The organism is Streptomyces sp. NPDC051051, assembly GCF_040682975.1.
Taxonomy (GTDB): domain Bacteria; phylum Actinomycetota; class Actinomycetes; order Streptomycetales; family Streptomycetaceae; genus Streptomyces.
Window position 1 is genome coordinate 1 of record NZ_JBFBCB010000077.1, and the last position, 22249, is coordinate 22249.

Annotated in this window: 24 protein-coding genes; 14 read left to right on the forward strand and 10 right to left on the reverse strand. The window is 71.8% G+C overall.

The window, feature by feature from the left end:
* Positions 1-141 precede the first annotated feature (141 nt).
* The gene (gene folP / locus AB0N31_RS34030; RefSeq protein ID WP_366062374.1) at positions 142-1002 is read right to left on the reverse strand and encodes a dihydropteroate synthase; all 861 of its coding nucleotides are present in this window, start codon (positions 1000-1002) and stop codon (positions 142-144) included.
* A gap of 125 nt (positions 1003-1127) precedes the next feature.
* Between folP and AB0N31_RS34035 the strand changes: the two genes are divergently transcribed.
* Both AB0N31_RS34035 and AB0N31_RS34040 read left to right on the forward strand, forming a co-directional pair.
* A complete protein-coding gene (locus AB0N31_RS34035; protein WP_366062375.1) occupies positions 1128-1484 on the forward strand; it encodes a DivIVA domain-containing protein in 357 nt (118 codons plus the stop codon).
* Positions 1481-2068: a DNA-3-methyladenine glycosylase I gene (locus AB0N31_RS34040; protein WP_366062376.1), complete on the forward strand. Its 588-nt coding sequence runs from the start codon at positions 1481-1483 to the stop codon at positions 2066-2068. Before AB0N31_RS34035 ends, AB0N31_RS34040 begins: the two co-directional genes overlap by 4 nt.
* 58 nt (positions 2069-2126) lie before the next feature.
* Here the strand turns inward: AB0N31_RS34040 and AB0N31_RS34045 are convergent, their stop codons facing one another.
* Positions 2127-2918 carry an enoyl-CoA hydratase-related protein gene (locus AB0N31_RS34045; RefSeq protein WP_366062377.1) on the reverse strand — a complete coding sequence of 264 codons (792 nt, stop codon included), beginning with the start codon at positions 2916-2918 and terminating at the stop codon, positions 2127-2129.
* A gap of 364 nt (positions 2919-3282) precedes the next feature.
* Here AB0N31_RS34045 and AB0N31_RS34050 point away from each other — a divergent pair, with 364 nt between their 5' ends.
* Positions 3283-3450 (forward strand): DUF3117 domain-containing protein, encoded by a 168-nt coding sequence (locus AB0N31_RS34050; RefSeq protein ID WP_003966491.1) that lies wholly within the window; start codon positions 3283-3285, stop codon positions 3448-3450.
* 235 nt (positions 3451-3685) lie between these two features.
* Here AB0N31_RS34050 and AB0N31_RS34055 read toward each other — a convergent pair whose 3' ends face one another.
* Entirely contained in the window at positions 3686-4384 is a 699-nt protein-coding gene (locus AB0N31_RS34055; RefSeq protein ID WP_366062393.1) for an O-methyltransferase, read from the reverse strand.
* A 162-nt stretch (positions 4385-4546) separates the two neighbouring features.
* Here AB0N31_RS34055 and sigE point away from each other — a divergent pair, with 162 nt between their 5' ends.
* The 5 genes from sigE to AB0N31_RS34080 all read left to right on the forward strand — a co-directional run bounded on the left by sigE (position 4547) and on the right by AB0N31_RS34080 (position 9956).
* Positions 4547-5329, forward strand: coding sequence for an RNA polymerase sigma factor SigE (gene sigE / locus AB0N31_RS34060; RefSeq protein WP_366062378.1), 783 nt, complete (start codon positions 4547-4549; stop codon positions 5327-5329).
* On the forward strand, positions 5326-6285 hold the full coding sequence (locus AB0N31_RS34065) for a zf-HC2 domain-containing protein (RefSeq protein ID WP_366062379.1): 960 nt from the start codon (positions 5326-5328) through the stop codon (positions 6283-6285). The genes sigE and AB0N31_RS34065 overlap by 4 nt, the downstream gene beginning before the upstream one ends.
* Positions 6286-6676: 391 nt before the next feature.
* Entirely contained in the window at positions 6677-8437 is a 1761-nt protein-coding gene (locus tag AB0N31_RS34070) for a trypsin-like peptidase domain-containing protein (protein ID WP_366062394.1), read from the forward strand.
* A gap of 245 nt (positions 8438-8682) precedes the next feature.
* Positions 8683-9117, forward strand: coding sequence for a sec-independent translocase (locus tag AB0N31_RS34075; protein ID WP_366062380.1), 435 nt, complete (start codon positions 8683-8685; stop codon positions 9115-9117).
* 179 nt (positions 9118-9296) lie between these two features.
* Positions 9297-9956: a hypothetical protein gene (locus AB0N31_RS34080; RefSeq protein WP_366062381.1), complete on the forward strand. Its 660-nt coding sequence runs from the start codon at positions 9297-9299 to the stop codon at positions 9954-9956.
* An 87-nt stretch (positions 9957-10043) separates the two neighbouring features.
* On the opposite strand, the gene AB0N31_RS34085 is transcribed toward AB0N31_RS34080, so the two are convergent.
* From AB0N31_RS34085 to AB0N31_RS34095, 3 genes are read right to left on the reverse strand one after another with little or no spacing between them, the layout of a single operon-like run.
* On the reverse strand, positions 10044-11177 hold the full coding sequence (locus AB0N31_RS34085) for an Mrp/NBP35 family ATP-binding protein (protein ID WP_366062382.1): 1134 nt from the start codon (positions 11175-11177) through the stop codon (positions 10044-10046).
* A gap of 43 nt (positions 11178-11220) precedes the next feature.
* Positions 11221-11808 (reverse strand): DUF1003 domain-containing protein, encoded by a 588-nt coding sequence (locus tag AB0N31_RS34090; protein WP_366062383.1) that lies wholly within the window; start codon positions 11806-11808, stop codon positions 11221-11223.
* Positions 11792-13081 (reverse strand): CBS domain-containing protein, encoded by a 1290-nt coding sequence (locus AB0N31_RS34095; RefSeq protein WP_366062384.1) that lies wholly within the window; start codon positions 13079-13081, stop codon positions 11792-11794. Before AB0N31_RS34095 ends, AB0N31_RS34090 begins: the two co-directional genes overlap by 17 nt.
* A 235-nt stretch (positions 13082-13316) precedes the next feature.
* Here AB0N31_RS34095 and AB0N31_RS34100 point away from each other — a divergent pair, with 235 nt between their 5' ends.
* Complete coding sequence (locus tag AB0N31_RS34100) at positions 13317-14075, forward strand: hypothetical protein (protein ID WP_366062385.1); 759 nt, start codon at positions 13317-13319, stop codon at positions 14073-14075.
* 4 nt (positions 14076-14079) lie between these two features.
* On the opposite strand, the gene AB0N31_RS34105 is transcribed toward AB0N31_RS34100, so the two are convergent.
* A complete protein-coding gene (locus tag AB0N31_RS34105) occupies positions 14080-14604 on the reverse strand; it encodes a hypothetical protein (protein WP_366062386.1) in 525 nt (174 codons plus the stop codon).
* A 25-nt stretch (positions 14605-14629) separates the two neighbouring features.
* Positions 14630-15745, reverse strand: coding sequence for a magnesium and cobalt transport protein CorA (locus AB0N31_RS34110; RefSeq protein ID WP_366062387.1), 1116 nt, complete (start codon positions 15743-15745; stop codon positions 14630-14632).
* Positions 15746-16262: 517 nt separating this feature from the next.
* Here AB0N31_RS34110 and AB0N31_RS34115 point away from each other — a divergent pair.
* Positions 16263-16847 (forward strand): suppressor of fused domain protein, encoded by a 585-nt coding sequence (locus AB0N31_RS34115; protein ID WP_366062388.1) that lies wholly within the window; start codon positions 16263-16265, stop codon positions 16845-16847.
* 6 nt (positions 16848-16853) lie between these two features.
* On the opposite strand, the gene AB0N31_RS34120 is transcribed toward AB0N31_RS34115, so the two are convergent.
* Positions 16854-18101, reverse strand: coding sequence for an MFS transporter (locus AB0N31_RS34120; RefSeq protein ID WP_366062389.1), 1248 nt, complete (start codon positions 18099-18101; stop codon positions 16854-16856).
* A 158-nt stretch (positions 18102-18259) separates the two neighbouring features.
* On the opposite strand from AB0N31_RS34120, the gene AB0N31_RS34125 reads away from it, so the two are divergent.
* The 3 genes from AB0N31_RS34125 to AB0N31_RS34135 all read left to right on the forward strand — a co-directional run bounded on the left by AB0N31_RS34125 (position 18260) and on the right by AB0N31_RS34135 (position 20592).
* Positions 18260-18901, forward strand: a complete 642-nt coding sequence (locus tag AB0N31_RS34125) for a DUF6758 family protein (RefSeq protein ID WP_366062390.1) — start codon at positions 18260-18262, stop codon at positions 18899-18901.
* Between the two features lie 176 nt (positions 18902-19077).
* The gene (locus AB0N31_RS34130; protein WP_366062391.1) at positions 19078-19935 is read left to right on the forward strand and encodes a PHP domain-containing protein; all 858 of its coding nucleotides are present in this window, start codon (positions 19078-19080) and stop codon (positions 19933-19935) included.
* A gap of 51 nt (positions 19936-19986) precedes the next feature.
* Positions 19987-20592, forward strand: coding sequence for a MarC family protein (locus AB0N31_RS34135; RefSeq protein ID WP_366062392.1), 606 nt, complete (start codon positions 19987-19989; stop codon positions 20590-20592).
* 95 nt (positions 20593-20687) lie between these two features.
* Here the strand turns inward: AB0N31_RS34135 and AB0N31_RS34140 are convergent, their stop codons facing one another.
* The gene (locus tag AB0N31_RS34140; RefSeq protein WP_006374340.1) at positions 20688-20840 is read right to left on the reverse strand and encodes a hypothetical protein; all 153 of its coding nucleotides are present in this window, start codon (positions 20838-20840) and stop codon (positions 20688-20690) included.
* 232 nt (positions 20841-21072) lie between these two features.
* Between AB0N31_RS34140 and AB0N31_RS34145 the strand changes: the two genes are divergently transcribed.
* On the forward strand, positions 21073-21978 hold the full coding sequence (locus tag AB0N31_RS34145) for an NYN domain-containing protein (RefSeq protein WP_366062395.1): 906 nt from the start codon (positions 21073-21075) through the stop codon (positions 21976-21978).
* The last annotated feature ends 271 nt before the right edge of the window (positions 21979-22249 follow it).

Sequence of the window (22249 nt, forward strand, 5' to 3'; positions counted from 1 at the left end):
TATCGGGGCGACCCTCCGCCTTGCGATCGCACGCACCAGACGCCGCCGGGCCTGCCCTTCGGGCAGACGACGCTACTTTCGAAACACGCCCTAGGTGCACTGATCACGAGCGTTGCTGACACCGGCGGGGGCGCGGGAGAACTACGCCAGCCCCCGCCGGGCCACCGCCGGCTCCCGGTGCCCCGCGATGGACGCCACCATGTCCAGCACCTGCCGCGTCTCGGCGACCTCGTGCACCCGGTACACCTGCGCCCCCAGCCAGGCGGACACCGCGGTGGTGGCCAGCGTCCCCACCACCCGCTCCTTGACGGGCCGGTCCAACGTCTCCCCGACGAAGTCCTTGTTGGACAGCGACACCAGCACCGGCCACCCCGTCTCCACCATCTCCCCCAGCCGCCGCGTCGCCTCCAGGCTGTGCCGCGTGTTCTTGCCGAAGTCGTGCCCCGGATCGATCAGGATCGACTCCCGCGGCACCCCCAGCCCGGCCGCCCGCTCCGCCAGCCCCACGGTCACCCCCAGGATGTCGGCCATGACGTCGTCGTACGCCACCCGGTGCGGCCGCGTCCGGGGCTCCGTGCCGCCCGCGTGCGTGCAGACCAGCCCGGCCCCGTACCGCGCCGCGACCTCGGCCAGCCGCGGATCGACCCCGCCCCAGGCGTCGTTGAGCAGATCCGCGCCCGCCTCGCAGACCGCCTCGCCGACCTCGGCCCGCCAGGTGTCCACGCTGATCACGACCTCCGGGAAACGCCGCCGCACCTCGGCCACGAAACCGACCGTGCGACGCGCCTCCTCCTCGGCCGTGACCTCCTCGCCGGGCCCGGCCTTGACCCCGCCGATGTCGATGATCGCGGCGCCCTCGGCCACCGCCTGCTCCACGCGCGCGAGGGCCGGCCCGTCACGGAAGGTCGCGCCCCGGTCGTAGAAGGAGTCGGGGGTCCGGTTCACGATCGCCATGATCACCGGCTCGTGGGTGCCGAATTCCCGCCCGCCCAGCCTGAGCATCCCCTGTGACCTCTCCTCGTACGTCCCTGACATCCGCCGCCTGCGACCCTAACGGTCACACCCTCATGGCACGATCGGAGCCTGACACATCCGACAACGAGCACAGCGAGCGTGGGGACCCACCGATGGTTATGTTCTTCTTCCTGGTCATCGCCCTCGCCGTCGTGGTGGCCGCGGTGACCCTCGCCGTGGTGGGCGGCGGCGAGGGCACCGGTCCGCTGCCGGAGGTCGCGCCCGAGCGGCTGCACGACCCGCTGCCCCCCGACCGTCCCGTCGACCGGTCCGACGTCGACCGGCTCCGCTTCCCGCTCGCCGCCCGCGGCTACCGCATGGCCGACGTCGACGACGCCCTCAACCGCCTCGGCGCCGAACTCGCCGAGCGCGACGCCCGCATCGGCGAACTGGAGTCCGCGCTCTCCGCCGCCCGGACGCCCGAGCCGCACGTCTCCATGGACAAGCCCGCGCGGGAGGAACAGCAGTGAGCGACGGCGCCGCCCTCGCCGGCCCCGACGGAGCGCTGCGCTGCCCTTGGGCCCTGTCCACGGCGGACTACGTGACGTACCACGACGAGGAGTGGGGCCGCCCGGTCCACGGCGACCAGGCCCTCTTCGAACGCCTCAGCCTGGAGGCCTTCCAGTCCGGCCTGTCCTGGATCACGATCCTGCGCCGCCGCCCCGGCTTCCGCACCGCCTTCGCCGACTTCCGGATCGACGCGGTCGCCGCCTTCACCGACGAGGACCGCACCCGCCTGCTCGCCGACACCGGCATCATCCGCAACCGCGCCAAGATCGACGCCACGCTCGCCAACGCGCGCGTGCTGGCCGGCTGGTCCCCGGGCGACCTCGACGAACTGATCTGGTCCCACGCCCCGGACGCGGCGACCCGCACGGTCCCGGGGACCCTCGCGGACGTCCCGGCGGTCACCCCGGAGTCGACCGCCCTGTCGAAGGCGCTCAAGAAGCGGGGCCTGCGCTTCGTGGGCCCGACGACGGCGTACGCGCTGATGCAGGCCTGCGGGCTGGTGGACGACCACCTGGCGGCCTGCGTGTCGAGAAGCGCCCCGTGAGGGACGCGGAGGGCCGCGTGGCGAACCCGCGGCCCCGGCGGCGCCCGGCCGCTGAACCTCAGCGGCCCAGGTACTTCGGCCGCTCCTTGTTCACGAACGCCCGCACGGCGATCGCGTGGTCCTCCGAGGCACCCGCCCGGGTCTGCAGCTCGTCCTCCTTCTCCAGCGTCTCCGCCAGCGAGTGGGAGAGCCCGTACGCCACGGCCTCCTTCAGCGCCGAGTAGGCGACCGTCGGCCCCTCGGCCAGCGCCCGCGCGACCTTCTCGGCCTCGGCGCGCAGCGCGTCCGCCGGTACGACCCGGTTGGCGATGCCCAGCTCGTACGCCTCCTGCGCCTTGACGCTGCGGGGGAACAGCAGCAGGTCGGTGGCCCGGCCGGGTCCCACCACGCGCGGCAGGGTCCAGGAGACGCCCGAGTCGGCGGTCAGCGCGACCCCCGCGAACGAGGTGTTGAAGGACGCGGTGTCCGCCACGATCCGGTAGTCGGCGGCCAGCGCGAAACCGAAACCGGCCCCGGCGGCGACCCCGTTCACGGCGGCGACCACCGGCTTCGGCGCCTCGGTCAGCGCCCGCACGACCGGGTTGTAGTGCTCCTTGACCGTGCTCATGATTTCGCCCGAGCCCTCGATCAGCAGCCCGATGTGCTCCTTGAGGTCCTGGCCCACGCAGAAGGCCCGCTCACCCGCGGCGGTCAGCAGCACGGCCCGTACGGCGTCGTCGGCCGCCGCGGACTCCACCGCCTCCCGCAGGGCGACCTTGGTCGCGATGTTCAGCGCGTTCATCGCCTCCGGGCGGTTCAGGGTGATCGTCGCGAGCCCGTCGCTCACCTCGTAGAGCACGGTGTCGGCCATGGAATGTCCCCTCCGGTGTCGCGGCTGACGTACCGACCGGTACGCAGTCTCCGAAGGACAGCATGAAGGACGCCGAGCACGCGGGACGTGTGACCTGCGTCAAAGAAATCCGGACGATTTCCGGTGGGCGGAAGTCCGTGCGGGCGCGCAGTATCGCAGTCACATCGCCGAATTGAGTGGTTTTGCTCGCGCGCGTTGCCCAAGCGATGCCTACCGATGTTGGTCATCGGGTCCTGCGATGCGGGATAATGGCTGGGAAGCAATGTGTTCGATGCCGGTGTCGTGGGTCCCATGCTGGGCCGCGCCTTGCCCTTCAGGGGCCGTCGGCTTTGACGATGAGCTGGTTTCAGGAAGGGGAACGAGCATGGCGGCCATGAAGCCGCGGACGGGCGATGGCCCGCTCGAGGTGACCAAGGAGGGGCGGGGCATCGTCATGCGCGTTCCGCTCGAAGGCGGCGGTCGGCTCGTCGTCGAGCTGACCCCTGACGAGGCCGACGCGCTCGGCGACGCCCTCAAGAAGGTCGTCGGCTGACGCGCAAGCGACCACACCCCTTGCGGAAACAGGTCTCCCCGGCATCCTCAAGGGTGCCGGGGAGACCTGTTTCCGCAAGGGCGCTCGGGGGTCCGTGACCCGAAAGGCGTACCGGGCGGGCAAGCATACGAGCGGGCGGGCACACGGGCGGGCCGCCGTACGGGCGGTGGTGCGGGAGGGCGCACCCCCTCCCACGGGTGGGCGGTCGTGACGCGCGGGGCTCCGGCCGGTGCGGCTATCGCTTGACCGCGCAGAGCAGGCCGTCGCCCACCGGCAGCAGCGACGGCACCAGATCCTGGCTCTCGTGCACCGTGCGCAGCAGCTCGCGCACCCTTATGACCTCGGTGGGCTGCGGGCCCGAGTCGATCGTCCGGCCGTTCGCGAACACGCCCTCGAACACCACCAGACCCCCCTGCCGCAGCAGGCGCAACGATTCGGCGAGGTAGTCCATGACCTCGAGCCGGTCGCCGTCGCAGAAGACGAGGTCGTAGCCGGCGTCCGCGAGCCGCGGCAGGACGTCCAGCGCGCTGCCGGGGATGAAGCGCGCCCGGTTGCTGGCGAACCCGCAGGCCCGGAAGGCCTGCCGGGCGAACTGCTGGTGCTCCGGTTCGAGGTCGACGGTCGTCAGGACGCCGTCCGGACGCATGCCGTGCAGCAGGTGGATCCCCGAGACGCCGGTACCGGTACCGATCTCCGCGACCGCCTTGGCGTCCACGGTGGCGGCGAGCAACCGCAGTGCGGCGCCCGTGCTGGGCGACACCGAGCGCAGCCCCGCTTCGCGGGCCCGGTCGCGGGCCCACAGCAGTGCTTCGTCCTCGGCGACATAGGCGTCGGCGAACGCCCAGCTCGTCTGCCGGTTGCCGGTAATGACCCTCTCCTGTCCCCGTGGTTGCCTGGGCGTGACTGTATCCGTTGGCGCCGGGAACCCGCAGATGGGACCGCGCGTTTGAAGAGGTGGGACGGACTGAGGGGGACACGGTTGGATCACGACGACCGACGGGATGCCGAGCAAGTGCTGACGCAGTCGGATGAGCCGTATCAGCCCAGATCAAATTCTCGTAAAACCGCTTATCCGGAGCTAACGGGCGAGGTGGCTATGGTAGGGGCTCCGCTGGACACCACCAGAGCCGACAGGGGAGGTGCGGCTGCGCCTGTGGATCGGGGAGGAGCGCTGCGGCGCTTTCTCGGTTCGGCAGGCAGGCCGAAATCCGTGAACGACACCGCTGACCACAGTCACGCCGCCGGCCCTGGTGCCGGCCCCGCCCAGACCGCGACCTTCTCCACCGACGCGGACGGGCAGGCGTGGACTCCGCCCACGTGGGAGGAGATCGTCAGCATGCACAGCGGCCGCGTCTACCGGCTCGCCTACCGCCTCACCGGCAACCAGCACGACGCCGAGGACCTCACCCAGGAGGTCTTCGTCCGCGTCTTCCGCTCGCTGTCGACGTACACGCCGGGCACCTTCGAGGGCTGGCTGCACCGCATCACCACCAACCTCTTCCTGGACATGGTCCGCCGCAAGCAGCGCATCCGCTTCGACTCGCTCGGCGACGACGCGGCCGAGCGGCTGGCCAGCAAGGAACCCACGCCGCAGCAGCTCTTCAACGACGCACACTTCGACGCGGACGTCCAGCAGGCCCTCGACACCCTCGCGCCCGAGTTCCGCGCCGCGGTCGTCCTGTGCGACATCGAGGGACTGTCCTACGAGGAGATCGCCGCGACCCTCGGCGTCAAGCTCGGCACGGTCCGCTCGCGGATCCACCGCGGCCGCTCGCAGCTGCGCAAGGCACTGGCGCACCGCTCGCCAGAGGCGCGCTCCGAGCGTCGCTCGTTCGTGGCCCGGGTCCCCGTTCTGGGAGGAGGGGGCGCGACCGCGTGAGTGGAACTCGTCCTACCCCGGCCGAGCAGCACCTCGGTGACCGGCTCTCCGCCCTCGTGGACGGCGAGCTGGGCCATGACACCCGCGAGCGTGTGCTGGCGCACGTGGCGACCTGTTCCAAATGCAAGGCGGAGGTCGACGCCCAGCGCCGGCTGAAGAACGTCTTCGCGGAAGTGGCCCCGCCCGCCCCCTCGGAGAGCTTCCTGGCACGCCTTCAAGGGCTGCCCGCAGGAGGCGACCCGGGTCATGGCGGCCTGCCGCCGCTCGGAGGAGGCTTCGGCGACGGATTCGGGGCCCGCCCCGGAGCGCCCGGAGTCTTCGGAGCGAGACGGGACGAGCCCTTCGAGTTCGGCTACGTCCCGGCACGCGACCACGGCTCCGTGCTCACCCCCACCACCGGGCGCGGCTTCGGTGTCCACCTGGTCGGCCGGTCCGACGCCGAGCGTTCGCGGGGGCTCCGGTTCGCCTTCGTCGCCGCCGGCGCGGTGTCGCTGGCCGCGATCGCCCTCGGCGGCATGAACACCGGCGTCCCGACCGACACGGACGCCCGTGGCGGCGCGGGCGCGGGCAGCAACGTCACACCGGCCCGCACGCCGGGCGGCGGCTCCGCAACGACCCCCGAGAGCCAGCGCCGCCGTGGCGTCGGGCCCCTGCTCGCGCAGAGCGGGCAGATGTTCTCCGAGACCCCGGTCGCCCCGACCCAGGTCTCCGCTCCGCTGCTGCCCGGAGTGCCGTCCCCGGCGGTCCCCCCCGAGCAGTCGCTGCACCGGCTGACCACACCCGTGATGGCCGGCGCCGCCGCCGTGTCCCCTCTGATACGTCCGCTCGGCACCACCCCGCCGGTCTCGCTGACCTCCTGGACCACCACCCCGGAGATCGCCTCCCCCGGCCTGCTCGCCGCACCCGTCCCCGACGCCACCCCCGCCCCCACCCCGTCGCCGCACCAGGCCCACTGATCCGCGAACCTGGTTGAATCCAGGGTGAACCGCGCCCACGCGGCGCGGGGCGGAGCGCGAGCCTGACCGCGGGGAGAGCATGAACGAGGGCAAGCCCACAGAAAGCCCTGCCGGGCGGGCGAACGGGAACGACCCGAGCACGACGGCGGGGCGCCCGGCCGGGGACAGCCCGGCCGGAGGGAACCCTGCCGGGCGGACCGGTGGGGAGCCGCCGAGCGGGCCTGCGCGGGGCATGATCCCCGAGGACGACTACCAGTTGGCCCGTCCCGCGGGAGCCGCCGAGGAGCCGGAGCGCGTCACCTCCGGTGCGGACACGGCTCCGACCGCGGCGGCTGCCGAGGTGCCCCACCCTCCCGTGGGGGATCACGCCGTGTCGCCGTCGCCGTCACCGATGGGGTCGGCAGAGCCGGCGCCCCAGCCCCCGGCCGTCACCGACCGTCCCAAGCCCCTGCACGATCCCGACCCCTATGGCACCCCGCCGTACGGCGAACCCGGCCCCTGGGCGCCCGCACCGCCCGTCCAGCACCCCGCGGCGGCATCGGCCCCCGCCACGGCCGCCGCGGACGCGACCGTGCCGCCCCCGGCCGCGCCTGACGGGCTCGCTCTCGCCTCGGTGCCGCCCGCCCCCGGAATGCCCGCCTCCGACCGGCCCGCCCCCCGCATCCCCGGCACGGGCGCCTTCGTGGCACCCCCGACCGTCCCCGGTGTCTCCGGCACGGCCGTCCCCGGGGCGACGGCGCCCGACGGCTCCGACGCGGGCGTCCCCCACACGCCGTCGCCCCCTGCCGTCCCCGGTGTGCCGGGCGCTCCGGTCTCGGACACGGCGCCGCCCACCCCGACGCCCGCCCCCGACGCGCCTCAGCCCGTGCCGGGCGCCCCCGGCACCCCCGTCACGGCCCCCGAGGTGCACTCCAGGCCCGCCCCGCCTGCCACGGCCCCCGTGGACCCGTGGCGCCGCTACGACCCCTGGGCCGGTGGTCCCGCGGCCGCCGGGCCGCTCCAGCAGACCGGGGCCGCGGTCGCCGGCCTGGAGCAACTGCGTCGGCGTCGGCGGCGGAGCCTGGTCGGCGGAGCGCTGCTGCTGGCCCTGGTCTCCGGCGGGGTCGGCGGGGGCGTCGGGGTGTACCTGGAGCGGAACGGCGGCATGGGGGCGGTGGAGCTGCCGCAGGCCCCCGTCGAAGCGGGCGACCGGGACGCGGACGGTGTCGCCGGGATCGCCGGCCGTGCCCTGCCCAGTGTCGTCACACTGCACGTGAGCGGCGGCGAGGCGGGCGGCACCGGCACCGGCTTCGTGCTCGACACGCGGGGGCACATCCTCACCAACAGCCATGTCGTCGAGCCCGCCGGGTCCGGCGGCGGGATATCCGTCGTCTTCAACGGCGGCCAGACCGCCGAGGCCGAGGTCGTCGGCAAGGACAGCGGGTACGACCTGGCCGTGGTGAAGGTGACCGGCGTGCGGGGTCTGAAGCCCCTGCCCCTCGGCAACTCCGACAACGTCCGGGTCGGCGACCCGGTCGTCGCCATCGGCGCTCCCTTCGACCTGGAGGGCACCGTCACCTCGGGCATCATCAGCGCCAAGGAACGGCCCATCACCGCCGGCGGCGGGAGCGGCGACGCGAGCGACGTGTCCTACGTGGACGCCCTGCAGACCGACGCGCCCATCAACCCCGGCAACTCCGGCGGCCCCCTTCTCGACGCGCGGGGCCAGGTCGTCGGCATCAACTCGGCCATCCGCTCCGCAGCCGACGGCACCGGTCCCGACGGCGGCCAGGCCGGTTCGATCGGCCTGGGTTTCGCCATCCCGGTCAACCAGGGCAAGCGCGTCGCCGAGGAACTGATCAACACGGGCAGGGCGACCCATCCGGTCATCGGCGTGACCCTCGACATGGACTACTCGGGCGACGGCGCCCGCGTCGGCACCGAGGAGGATGGCGGGAGCGATCCGGTGACCGCCGGCGGCCCCGGCGACCGGGCCGGCATCCGGCCCGGGGACGTCATCACCGCGGTCGACGGCCGGCGCGTCCACTCCGGCGAGGAACTGATCGTGAAGACCCGCGCGCACCGCCCCGGCGACCGCCTGGAGCTGACCGTCGAACGCGACGGAGAGGAACGGACCCTCTCCCTCGTGCTCGGCTCCTCCGGCGGCAGCTGAGCCGGCCGGCACCCCGCCCGATTCACAGAAACCTCACAGTCCGGCCGCCCGTCCGCCGCCCCACCGGGCGGAGCACGCGGGAAACGGGCCGCCCGCAACCAGCCGGACACCTCGGGACGGTACCGATCGGACAGGTGCGACAGGTACCGTGGACCCGGCCCGGACCACGGAAGACCCGCACCCACCACCGAGGGCCGCCAAGGCCACCGAGGACCGAGGACCGCGGACATCGCAAGGAGCTTCAGGTGTTCAATGACATAGGTGCGCTCGAGCTGGTGACGATCATCGTCCTGGCCGTGCTCGTCTTCGGTCCGGACAAGCTCCCGAAGGTCATCCAGGACGTGATGCGCACGATCCGGAAGATCCGTGAGTTCTCCGAGAGCGCCAAGCAGGACATCCGGCAGGAACTCGGCCCGGAGTTCAAGGACTTCGAGTTCGAGGACCTCAACCCCAAGACCTTCATCCGCAAGCAGCTGGACAACGAGGACCTGGGGCTGAAGGAGATCCGCAACGGCTTCGACCTGAAGAAGGAGATGGCCGAGGTCACGGACGCCGTCCACAGCCGCGACCAGGAGTCCTCGTCCTCGTCCGGCTCGTCCGGCGGCCGGATCGACATGACGAAGAAGCCGGAGGAGCCGGGCAAGGACGACCACCCGCCCTTCGACGCGGACGCCACCTGAGCCTCCCGCGCCCCCGGATGTGAGGGGGCGCACGCCCCACGTGCCGGGCGGCTTCCCCGCAGTTGCGAGCGGGGTGGCTATGCTGCCTGGTTGTTGTGCGGGCCGTACCCAAAAGGGCAACGCCGCCCGAAGGGGGGCGGGCCGTACGGTCCGGCGAGAGCGAGGAGGCGTCCGGGCACATGGAGACGACTAGTCGGGCAGTCGTGCAGGCGCCGGCCGCGGAGGACGGACAACAGGTCCCCTCCGCCCGGCGCACGGTCGACGGGTACCTGGAGGCGCCGTTCCCCTGGTACGGCCTCGACGAGGCCTTCACGGGACCGCGCTGGCTGATGCAGGTCGGTACGGCGGCCGACGGTGCCGTCGAGCACGGTTCGATCGGGCACGGTGACGAGCCCTCCGTGCGGCACGAGACGACGGGGGAGGACCGCGGGAAGTTCGCGGTCGTCGTGACCGTCGCCGCGAACCCCGACCGGCGCAGCGCGGACGGCACGGGGCTGCTGGAGGCCACCTCGGTGTCCTCGGCGGCCTGGCTGGCGGGGGTGGGGCTGCTGTCCTTCACCTGGCCGGGCCAGATGGACCACAGCCTGCGCGACGACTGGCTGGAGCAGCAGACCGAGACGGCGTGGGTGCTCGCCGACGACCTGTCCGGCCCGGACTGGTCCACGCTGTCCCTGCCGGTCGACGGCGTGCCGACCCCCTTCCACTACCGCGAGTCCGAGTTCGGCTGGGTGCTGGCCGGCTCGACCCGGGAAGGGGTGCACGTGGGGGCGTACGGGAGAGGCATGAGCGCGTACGGGCTCGGCTTCGCCGTGATCAAGGACATCGCGGAGTACGCGTAGCCGCGGTGACGACGACGGGGGCGCGGTCCTGACGGACGGCGCCCCCGCAGTCGTACGAAGGGTCGGAGATCGTGTGCGGACGAGGGGTCAGAACTTGTTCTTCGGGGTGATGCCGAGGGACAGGCCCGACAGACCGCGCTGACGGCCGCCCAGCTTGCCCGCGATGGCCCGCAGGGCGGAGCCCGCCGGGGAGTCCGGGTCGGTGAGGACGACCGGCTTGCCCTCGTCGCCGCCTTCGCGCAGGCGGACGTCGATGGGGATGGAGCCGAGGACCGGCACCGAGGCGCCCGTCGTGCGGGTCAGACCGTCCGCGACGCTCTGGCCGCCGCCGGTGCCGAAGACGTCGACCATCTCGCCGCAGTGCGGGCAGGGCAGCCCGGACATGTTCTCGACGACGCCGACGATCTTCTGGTGGGTCTGGACGGCGATCGAGCCCGCGCGCTCGGCCACCTCGGCGGCGGCCTGCTGGGGCGTGGTGACGACCAGGATCTCCGCGTTCGGGACCAGCTGGGCCACCGAGATGGCGATGTCGCCGGTGCCCGGCGGGAGGTCCAGCAGCAGGACGTCCAGGTCGCCCCAGTACACGTCGGCGAGGAACTGCTGGAGCGCGCGGTGCAGCATCGGGCCGCGCCAGACGACCGGGGCGTTGCCGGGGGTGAACATGCCGATCGAGATGACCTTCACGCCGTTCGCCGACGGCGGCATGATCATGTTCTCGACCTGGGTGGGACGGCCCTCCGCGCCCAGCATGCGCGGCACGCTGTGGCCGTAGATGTCGGCGTCGACGACGCCCACCTTCAGGCCGTCGGCCGCCATCGCCGCCGCCAGGTTCACCGTCACCGAGGACTTGCCGACGCCGCCCTTGCCGGACGCGACCGCGTACACGCGCGTGAGCGAGCCCGGCTTGGCGAAGGGCACCTCGCGCTCGGTCTGGCCCCCGCGCAGCGCGGCGGCCAGCTCCTTGCGCTGCTCGTCGCTCATCACGTCCAGCGTCACGTCGACCCGCGTGACGCCGTCGACGCCGGAGACCGCCTCGGTGACGCGTTGCGTGATCGTCTCGCGCATCGGGCAGCCGGAGACCGTCAGGTACACGGTGACCGCGACCGCCCCGTCCGTCCCGATGTCCACCGACTTGACCATCCCGAGTTCGGTGATGGGGCGGTTGATCTCGGGGTCGTTCACCGTCGCCAGTGCTTCACGCACCGCGTCTTCCGTAGCCATAAGGACGATGGTACGGCGCCCCGCTAGAGCCTTGGCATGGCCGTCAGCGGTCGTCTACGTCACGTCCGCGCGACCGTTCTGCCGGGAATACGACGTGGCCGTCCCGCGGCCCCTCGAGTTCCTTCACCATGTCCTGGAGTTCGGAGCGGATCCAGTCGCGGGTGGCGACCTCGCCGAGCCCGATCCGCAGGGCGGCGATCTCCCGGGTGAGGTACTCGGTGTCCGCGATGGACCGCTCGTTCTGCTTGCGGTCCTGCTCCAGGTTGACCCGGTCGCGGTCGTCCTGGCGGTTCTGCGCGAGCAGGATCAGCGGGGCCGCGTAGGAGGCCTGGAGCGACAGCATCAGCGTCAGGAAGATGAAGGGGTAGTTGTCGAAGCGCAGGTCACGTGGGGCGAAGATGTTCCACAGCACCCACACGATGATGACGATCGTCATCCAGACGATGAACCGTCCGGTGCCCAGGAACCGCGCGATGCGCTCCGAGAGCCGTCCGAAGGCCTCGGGGTCCCACTCGGGCAGGATCCGGCGCCTGGGCGGGCGCGGCTGGTCCAACCGGACCCGGGGGCGGGTCGTCGCCGTGGCGCCGGCCGGGCCGCGCTCGACGCGGGCGGGGTCACGCTCGGGAGCCATCGGCCACCTCCCCCTCGGCCAGGTGGAACTCGGTCTCCCGCCAGTCCTCGGGCAGCATGTGGTCCAGCACGTCGTCCACCGTCACCGCGCCGAGCAGCGAGCCCGCCTCGTCGACGACGGGCGCCGCGACCATGTCGTACGTCGCGAAGAACCCGGCGATCACGGGCAGCGTCGCGCCCGGGGCGAGGGTCTGCAGGTCGTCGTCGAGGAGTGCGCTGACCAGCGTGTACGGGGGGTCGCGCAGCAGCCGCTGGAAGTGGACCGTCCCCAGGTACTTGCCGGTCGGCGTCTCGTCGGGCGGGCGGCACACGTAGACCTGGGCGGCGAGGGCGGGGGAGAGGTCGCGGTTGCGGACCCGGGCCAGGGCGTCGGCGACGGTCGCGTCGGGCCGCAACACGATCGGCTCGGTCGTCATCAGCCCGCCCGCCGTGTGCTCCTCGTACGCCATCAGCCGGCGCATGTCGGCGGCGTCGTCGGGTTCCATCAGGCTGAGCAGCCGCTCCTTGTCCTCCTCCGGCAGTTCGGAGAGCAGGTCGGCGGCGTCGTCGGGGTCCATGGCCTCCAGGACGTCCGCGGCGCGCTCCTCCTTCAACTTGCCGAGGATCTCGATCTGGTCGTCCTCCGGCAGCTCCTCCAGGACGTCGGCGAGCCGGTCGTCGTCGAGGGCGGCGGCGACCTCCGCGCGGCGCTTCGCGGACAGGTGGTGCAGGACGTTCGCCAGGTCGGCCGGGCGCAGCTGCTCGAAGGTGGCGAGGAGGCTCTCGGCGCCCTGCCCGTGCTCCTCCAGGGAGAAGCCTGTGACTGCCGACCACTCCACGGTCAGCTTCTCCCCCTTGCCGCGCCGGAAGGCGCCCGACCTCCTGCCCTTCTGCACGAAGATCCGGTCGATCTCCCAGTCCCGGCGGGCCGGCAGCTGCCGCACCGACAGGTCGAGGACGGTGACCTCCTCGCCGGTCTCGGTGAGCGTGACGCGCCGGTCGAGCAGCTCGCCGAAGACGAGCCGTTCGGTGGGCCGCTGTTCGAAGCGGCGGACGTTCAGCACGCCGGTGCTGAGGACCTCGCCGGACTCGATGCTGGTCACCCGGGTCATGGGCAGGAAGATCCGGCGCCGGGTGGTGAGTTCGACGACCAGCCCGAGCAGCCGGGGCGGCCTGCGGCCGACCCGCAGCATGACGACCATGTCGCGCACCCGGCCCACGGTGTCGCCGTTGGGGTCGAAGACGGCGACTCCGGCGAGGTGGGAGACGAAGATCCGGGGGGCGCCCGCTGCCATGTCCGGACCTCCTTCTCGTACGCGCCGGTACGGGGTGTTCGCTGTCGTGCTCCCCGCGCTGTTGCGGGTGAGGTTCTTTTCCCAATTGCCCGCTGGTGCGGGCTTCAGGCTAGCCCGTCCCGATCGGGTACGCCCTGGTGAGCGGTCCGGACGGACTGGCTCCGTTCCCCCGCCGGGACCCCGGTACGCTGCGGTACGCCGCTCAGGAGTCCCCCGCAGAAAGGCAGCTCCCTCTGTGACTGCGATCGCCCAGGGCCGTACCCATCGCCGGGCCGCGCTGGTGAGCGCGATGTGCGCGCTGGCCGTGACGGGCCTGGGGCTCACCGGGTGCAGCGAGGACCCTGACGCGGGGACGAACGGGGTCGGCAAGCTGGCCGCCGACGAGATCCAGGCGAAGACACGGGCGGCCGCCGCGGCGGTGGACGCGGTGCGGCTGTCCGGGACCGTGGTCGCCGGCGGGAAGTCGTACAGGCTCGACATGAGCCTGAAGTCGGACGGCGCGACCGGGTCGGTCACCGCCGAGGGCGGCACCTTCCACCTGCTGCGGGTCGACGAGGAGCTGTACCTCAAGGCGGACGCCGCGTTCTGGAAGCACGAGGACGGCACGTCCGACGACACCGGCTCCGACAGCGCGGCGGCGGGCAAACTCGACGACAAGTACGTGAAGGTGCCGACCGGTGATCCCTCGTACAAGAAGTTCAGCGGGTTCACGGACAAGGACCTCCTTCTCGACAGTGTGCTGACACTGCACGGTTCGCTGGGCAAGGACGGGCACCACGAGCAGGCCGGGGTGCGCACCATCCGCATCACGGGCGACGGGGGCTCCGGCGGCACCCTGGACGTGTCCCTGGAGGGCAAGCCGTACCCGTTGCGCCTGGTGCGCGCGGGCGGGGCGGGCACCCTGACCTTCTCCGCCTGGGGCAAGGACTTCGCCCTGAAGGAGCCCGCGGAGAGCGAGACCGTGGACTACGGCAAGGAACTGCCGACGTCGTGACCGGCTACGCGCGCGTGCCCTTCCCGCGCTTCTTCAGCAGCAGCCGCGGAAGGCCCGCCGGGACCGGCTGACGGGTCGTGGCCGGGGACGGCGCCGGCGGCGCCGCCAGATCCCCGTCGGGCAGCGGGGACGTGACCCCGGTGGGCTCCAGTCGGACCACCCGGCACTCCCGCGCCCAGCGCGCCGTCATCGCCTCGCCGTCGGGCGCGTTCAGCCGCTTGCCCTTGAGGTCGGCGACGGCCGCCTCCCACGCCTCGGTGCCGGGGGCGAGCTGGGTGACCCGCGCCGTCCAGGTGACCAGCCGGCCGCCCTTGTCCTTGCTGCGGACGGTCACCTCGGCCGCCGCACCGTCCGTCAGTCCCGGCAGCGGCTGCTCGCCGGGCCCGTCACCGACCAGACAGGCGGCGCCCTCGTGCCACACGTGCCACAGCGGCCGTGTGCCCCGTTCACCGGCCGCCTCGACCCAGATGAGGCCGGACTTCTTGGTGGCCTCCTCGACGAGGGCCGGTTCGAGCAGCTCGCGTGTCATGGGGCCCACCCTATCCAGGCCGTCGTCACAGCCAGCCGTTGCGCTTCAGCGTGCGGTGGATGCCCACACAGAGCATCACCGTCACCGACATGATGACGGGGTAGCCGTAACGCCAGTGCAGCTCCGGCATGTGGTCGAAGTTCATGCCGTAGACCCCGCAGACCATCGTCGGTACGGCGATGATGGCCGCCCAGGACGTGATCTTGCGCATGTCCTCGTTCTGCGCGACGGACGCCTGCGCGAGGTTGGCCTGGAGGATCGAGTTGAGCAACTCGTCGAAGCCGATGACCTGTTCCTGGACGCGGGCGAGGTGGTCGGCGACGTCCCGGAAATACTTCTGGATGTCGGGGTCGACCAGCCGCATCGGCCGCTCGCTCAGCAGTTGCATCGGCCGCAGCAGCGGCGACACCGCCCGCTTGAACTCCAGTACCTCGCGCTTGAGTTGGTAGATCCGGCCGGCGTCGGTGCCGCGCGGGCTGCCCTTGCGGCCCGGCGAGAACACCTCCGTCTCGACCTCGTCGATGTCGTCCTGCACGGCGTCGGCGACCGCGATGTACCCGTCGACGACGTGGTCGGCGATCGCGTGCAGCACCGCCGAGGGGCCCCTGGCGAGCAACTCCGGGTCGTCCTGGAGGCGGTGGCGCAGCGCGCGCAACGAGCCCTGGCCGCCGTGCCGGACGGTGATGAAGAAGTCCTTGCCGGTGAAGCACATGACCTCGCCGGTCTCCACCACCTGGCTGTTGGCGTCGAGTTGGTCGTGCTCGACGTAGTGGATGGTCTTGAAGACGGTGAACAGGGAGTCGTCGTAGCGCTCCAGCTTGGGGCGCTGGTGGGCCTGGACCGCGTCCTCCACGGCCAGCGGGTGCAGCCCGAACTCCCCGGCGATCCCGGCGAACTCACTCTCCGTCGGCTCGTGCAGGCCGATCCACACGAAGCCGCCGTCGCGGCGCACCTGACGCATCGCCTCGTGCGGGGCCAGCGGCGCCGCCGTCTCGACGCGGGCGCCGTCCCGGTAGACGGCGCAGTCGACGACGGCCGAGGGGGTGGTGGGGTCGCGCGTGGTGTCGTACGCGCCGCTGTCCTTGCGCAGGCTGGGGCGGGACGGGCGGACCACGGCACGCAGGTCACGGATCATCGACATGGCAGGCTCCTTCGCGGCAGGCGGCGAAAGGCGCCGACGGCGGGTGGAACTACCCGGAATGGGGACGTCCTGACAAGGAGTCTCCCGCCCTTGGAGGCAGGGAAGGATGTTTGGCACGTCCACAAAGCGGGGAGCACCGCTCCGTCGCGGTGGCGGGTTTCGCTACTGATTCAGGTACTGCTTCAGATCAGACGGATCGCGCGGACCGAGGGGATCGGGCAGATCCGGTACAACGAAACGAAGTGCTCTTCCGAGTGAGGATGAGGACGCGAGAGGCGGCGGTCGGCCGGAGCCAGAGCTACATCAGCGGCGGGAAGAGCGAGTGGTACTGCACGGTCGACTTCGATCCATGACAGCCCCACCTCCTCCAGCCGGTCCCCCGTGAGGGACTACCTCGGCGTCGGGACTTGATCGCGACGCTTCTGCGTGCTGCCCCGAACCACCGGGCAACAGTATCAGCCGACCGAAGTGTCAAGGCGCTGCTTTGCCCAGTACTGGCGAGTTCTATGCTCGCGGCATGGCTGATGTTCTTCCTCTGGTCGAAGCCCGGTTGCGCAGCGCGCTGGGCGAGCCGGACGCCCGCGCCGCGGTCACCTTCCTGGGTACGGACCGCATCGAGGTCCTGCGCTTCCAGGAGGGCGACATCGTCCGCTACGCCACGCTCGGCATGTCCGCGCAGCCGATGAGCGACCCCACCGCGGTGCTCGCCGATCCGGTCGAGGGGCCGCGCGCCGAGCTGGTCCTGTCCGTGCGGGCGGGCCTCGCCGACACCGACAAGGTGCTCCGCCCGCTCGCCGTGCTCGCCGCCTCCCCGCAGGTCGAGGGCGTGATCGTGGCACCCGGCGCCTCCCTCGACGTCGGTGAACCCCTGTGGCCGGGCGCCCCGTTCACCTCCGTGCTGGTGGCCGAGCCCGGCGGCCTGGTCGAGGACCTGGACCTCGACGAGCCCCTGGACCCGGTCCACTTCCTGCCGCTGCTGCCGATGACCCCGAACGAGGCCGCCTGGAAGCGCGTGCACGGCGCACAGGCCCTCCAGGAGCGGTGGCTGACGCACGGGACGGACCTGCGGGATCCGTCCCGCGGGTCCGTCCCGTTGGAGTGACCGAACTCACCGATCGGCCGGAAGGGCGCGTCGGTCGGCGAAGACGGCGACCCCGTCCTCCGTCGCGTGCCTCGGCTCCAGATCCTCCGCCTCCGCGGTGAGCGCCTCGCGCCGTACGAGGACCACGACCGCGCCGAGGACCGCGGTGACCGCGGCGACGACGAACGGGACGTGGATGTCCGTCCACTCCTCGATCCTCGGCGCGAAGAACGGCGCGGCGGCCGCGGCGAACCAGCGCACGAAGTTGTAGCCGGCGCTCGCGACCGGGCGCGGCGCGTCCGACACGCCCAGCGCCAGTTCGGTGTAGACGGTGTTGTTCACGCCGATGAAGGCGCCGGACAGGACCGTGCACACCACGGCGGTGGTGTGGTCGCCGTAGCCGAGCACCAGGACGTCGGCGGCGAGCAGCACCAGGGAGCCGCCGAGCACCTTCAGCGAGCCGAACCGCTTCTGCAGCCGCGGGGCCACCAGGACCGAGAAGACGGCGAGCAGCACGCCCCAGGCGAAGAACACCGCCCCCGACCGGTAGGGCGACATGTTCAGCACGAACGGCGTGAAGGCCAGCACGGTGAAGAACGTGTAGTTGTAGAAGAACGCCGAGACCGCCGCCGAGGCCAGACCGCCGTGGCCGAGCGCCTTGAGCGGGTCCAGCAGCGAGGTCCTGCGGGCCGGCTTCGGCTGCTCCCCCAGGAACGCCGCGATGCACAGGAAGCCGATCGCCATCAGCAGCGCGGTGCCGAAGAAGGGGTGGCGCCAGCTGGCGTCCCCGAGCAGCGCGCCCAGCAGGGGCCCGCACGCCATGCCGAGGCCGAGGGCGGACTCGTACAGCAGGATCGCCGCGGCGCTGCCTCCCGCCGCCGCGCCGACGATCACCGCGAGGGCGGTGGAGACGAACAGTGCGTTGCCCAGTCCCCAGCCCGCGCGGTATCCGACGAGCTGTCCGACCGTGTCGGAGGTGCCGGACAGGCCCGCGAAGACGACGACGAGGGCGAGGCCGAGCAGCAGGGTCCTGCGGCCGCCGATCCGGCTGGAGACGAAGCCGGTCAGCAGCATCGCGAAGGCGGTGATCAGGAAGTACGAGGTGAAGAGGAGGGAGACCTGGCCGGTCGTGGCGTCCAGCCCCCGGGCGATGGACGGCAGGATCGGGTCGACGAGTCCGATGCCCATGAAGGCGACGACGGACGCGCCGGCGGTCGCCCAGACCGCCTTGGGCTGGCGCAGAAGGCCACCGGCTCCCGCTTCGAAGGGGTCCATGCTTGCTCCCGTCCCGACAGATGGTTGGCTTTTGCACATAATAAGTTAGCCAAGCTAATGAATGCAAGTTACATCTATGTCGGCCGGTCGGACGAGGTTCCGCCCGGACGGGTGATCGTCCTTGACGTGGACCGGATCGGGTAGGACCGTGGGGCTCTATGAGGGGCGAACCCAGTTGCCCGAAGTGTGGTGGCCGGGTCAGGGCTCCCGGCCTCTTCGCCGATTCCTGGCAGTGCGATGCGCACGGGGCCGTGCATCCGCTCCAGCCCGTGATCCCGCCCAGTGTCGAGGCCCTCGACGTCGTCGTGCACCGGACCCGGGTGCCGGTGTGGATGCCGTGGCCGCTGCCGGTCGGCTGGCTCTTCACGGGCGTGACCTACGCCGGTGACGACCGCAGCGGCGGCCGCGCCAGCGCCGTCGCCTGCACGGGCCCCGGCCCGCTCGGCGGCATGGGGGAGCTGATCCTCGTCGCGGAGGAGCTGGGCGTCGGACTCGGCGCGCGGTACGCCGGCATGGACGGCCCCGACCCCGGCCCGTACCTGGACGTGGAGAAGCCGGCCCAGGCCAAGGTCCTGGCCGCCGGCCGCCCCACCCCGCTCTGGCTGGTCAACGGCGCCCCGCACGACCGCGCGGTCTTCGCGGGCGAGGCGCGGGGGCTGTGGCTGTGGGCGGTCGTCTGGCCCGAGCAGTCGGGGCTGCTGATGTACGACGAGCTGGTGCTGACCGATCTGCGCGATGCCGGGGCCGAGGTCGAGCTGGTGCCGTGCGGGGCGCTCTCGCCGCGGCTGCTGAAGCCGTAGCGGGCGGACCGGCGGGGAGCGTGCGAGGAGGGGGTGCTCGCGGAGTCGTGCCGGGCGTGCCCGCGGGAGACGCGCGTGTAGGGGGTGCTCGACCGGTTCGGGTGTGACGGAGAAGTCCGGAAATCCGGTTATCCTTGAGCGTCCCCGTCCGTCCGTCACCGCTTGGAGTCCGCGTCGTGCGCATCGATCTGCACTGCCACTCCACGGCGTCCGACGGTACGGACACTCCGGCCGAGCTGGTGCGCAACGCCGCCGCGGCCGGACTGGACGTCGTGGCGCTGACCGACCACGACAGCACCCGGGGGCACGCCGAGGCGATCGCCGCGCTGCCGCCGGGGCTCACCCTCGTCACCGGGGCCGAGCTGTCCTGCCGTGTCGACGGCGTCAGCATGCACATGCTGGCCTACCTCTTCGACCCCGACGAGCCCGCCCTGCTCGCCGAGCGCGAGCTGGTGCGCGACGACCGGGTGCCGCGGGCGCGCGGGATGGTCGCCAGGCTCAACGAGCTGGGCGTGCCCGTCACCTGGGAGCAGGTCGCGCGGATCGCCGGGGAGGGCTCCGTCGGGCGCCCGCACGTGGCCACCGCGCTCGTCGAACTCGGCGTCGTACCGACCGTGAGCGACGCGTTCACCCGGGAATGGCTGGCCGACGGCGGCCGCGCCTACGTCGAGAAGCACGAGACCGACCCCTTCGAGGCGATCCGGCTGGTCAAGGCGGCGGGCGGAGTCACCGTCTTCGCCCACCCGGGCGCGAGCAAGCGGGGCCGTACGGTGCCCGAGTCCGTGATCGCCGAGCTGGCCGCCGCCGGCCTCGACGGCATCGAGGTCGACCACATGGACCACGGCGACGACACCCGCGCGCGACTGCGGGGGCTCGCCGCCGACCTGGGGCTCCTCGTGACCGGATCGAGCGACTACCACGGCAGCCGCAAGACCTGCGTGCTCGGCGAGTACACCACGGACCCCGAGGTCTACGGGGAGATCACCCGGCGCGCGACCGGCGCGTTCCCGGTGCCGGGGACCGGCGGGGCCTGAGACCCCCCGACCCGTCACCCTTCACCCTCTTTCCGCAAGGCTTCCGCACTGATGTTCGACGTTGCCGTCTTCGGCTCCCTCTTCCTCACCCTTTTCGTCATCATGGATCCCCCCGGGATCACCCCGATCTTCCTCGCGCTGACCGCCGGGCGCCCCGCCAAGGTGCAGAAGCGGATGGCCTTCCAGGCCGTCTGCGTGGCCGGCGGTGTCATCGCCGTCTTCGGGCTCCTCGGCCACCAGATCCTGGACTACCTGCACGTGTCCGTGCCCGCGCTGATGATCGCCGGCGGGCTGCTGCTCCTGCTGATCGCCCTCGACCTGCTGACCGGCAAGACCGACGAGCCCCAGCAGACCAAGGACGTCAACGTGGCCCTGGTCCCGCTCGGCATGCCGCTGCTGGCGGGGCCGGGGGCGATCGTGTCGGTCATCCTGGCCGTGCAGAAGGCCGACAGTGCCGCCACGCAGGTGTCGGTGTGGACGGCGATCCTCGCCATCCACGCGGTGCTGTGGCTGGTGATGCGCTACTCGTTGCTGATCATCCGCGTCATCAAGGACGGCGGCGTGGTCCTGGTGACGCGCCTCGCGGGCATGATGCTCTCGGCCATCGCCGTGCAGCAGATCATCAACGGCGTCACGCAGGTGATCCAGGGGGCCTGAACCCCTCCGGCGCGGAGACCCCTCCGACACAAGCAGAGCCCCCCACGGCATCGTGCCGTGGGGGGCTCTGAAGTCTTGGGTGAAGACCCTGAGTGTTACGAGGCCGAGGTGTCGGCCGGGCGGATCCACAGCCGCTGCCCTATGGAGGCGGCCTGCTGAACGATCCGGTTGACGGAGGCGGCGTCCACAACGGTGCTGTCCACGGGCGTGCCGTCGACGTCGTCGAGTCGCATGATTTCGAAGCGCACGGGCTTCTCCCTTCGTCTGGTCATCCTCCTGAGGAGAATTGCTGTACGTGAAGAGTCAACGCGGCGCGTGTTACGAACATTCCCTACGCTAAAGAAATTTTTCGAACGTCTAATTACTGACCGGTAAGGGAGCTGTCGTGGTCGACGGCCGCCGACGGTCCGCTTCGACCGGTCAACGAGCTGGTATGGACCGAACGGGACCGGTTGTGTTCGCAGCGTGACCGCCGGGACAATGGGCGCGATGAACGACGACCTCACGGCCCTCGCCGCCCGCATCGACCGCACGAACGAGCTGCTGACCCGCATGCTCGCCGAGGTGGCGAAGACACCCTCGACCCATGCGATCTTCGTCGACGCCGGGTACCTCTACGCGGCGGCGGGCCGGCTGGTCACCGGGACCGAGGACCGCCGGGCCTTCGACCTCGACGCCGAGGGCCTGATCGACGCCCTCATCGACCGCGCCCGCACGATCTTCGCCGACAGCCGGCTGCTGCGCGTCTACTGGTACGACGGCGCCCGCCGCCGCATCCACACGGCAGAGCAGCAGTCCATCGCCGAACTCCCGGACGTCAAGGTCAGGTTGGGCAACCTCAACGCCAACAACCAGCAGAAGGGCGTCGACTCCCTGATCCGCAGCGACCTGGAGTCCCTCGCCCGGCACCGCGCCATCAGCGACGCCGCGCTGCTGGGCGGCGACGAGGACCTGGTCTCCGCCGTGGAGGCGGCGCAGGGGTACGGCGCCCGCGTCCACCTCTGGGGCGTCGATGCCCCGGAGGGCCGCAACCAGGCGGAACCCCTGCTGTGGGAGGTCGACAGCCAGCGCACCCTCGACCTCGACTTCTTCAAACCGTACGTCTCGCGGCGCACCGACCGGACCTACGAGCAGACCGGCGCGGCCCGGCCGACCCGTGACGACGTCCGCTTCGTGGGCGCGCAGATCGCGGCGAAGTGGCTGGCGGCGCGGGGCCGGGAGTCCCTGGTGGAACTGCTGCCGGGCCACCCCTACCTGCCCGGCTCCGTCGACCAGGACCTCCTCGTGGAGGCGGAGGGCATGCTCCAGTACTCGCTGCGCGGCCAGTCGGACCTCAGACGGGCGCTGCGGGACGGGTTCTGGGAGCACCTGCAGACGCAGTACTAGCCGCGCCGCTGTCGGTCGCCCCGGGCCTGTCCGGCATGATCCGCCGGACGGGTCCTAGTGGTGCTTCGTTAGGTTGTGGGCTGTCTGCGGCTGCTCCGAGGGCGGGGCAGGGGGCGTCCGCAGGTGGTGCAGGTACCGGTCCAGCACCTCAGCAGGTCCTGAGGAACGTCAAGGACTTGGTAGAGAGTTAGGCCGGTGTGCGGACTTTTGGGCCGAGCCGCCGGAGGGTGAGGAATGCCTGAGCGGCGGTGACGAGGGTGACGTGGTGGTG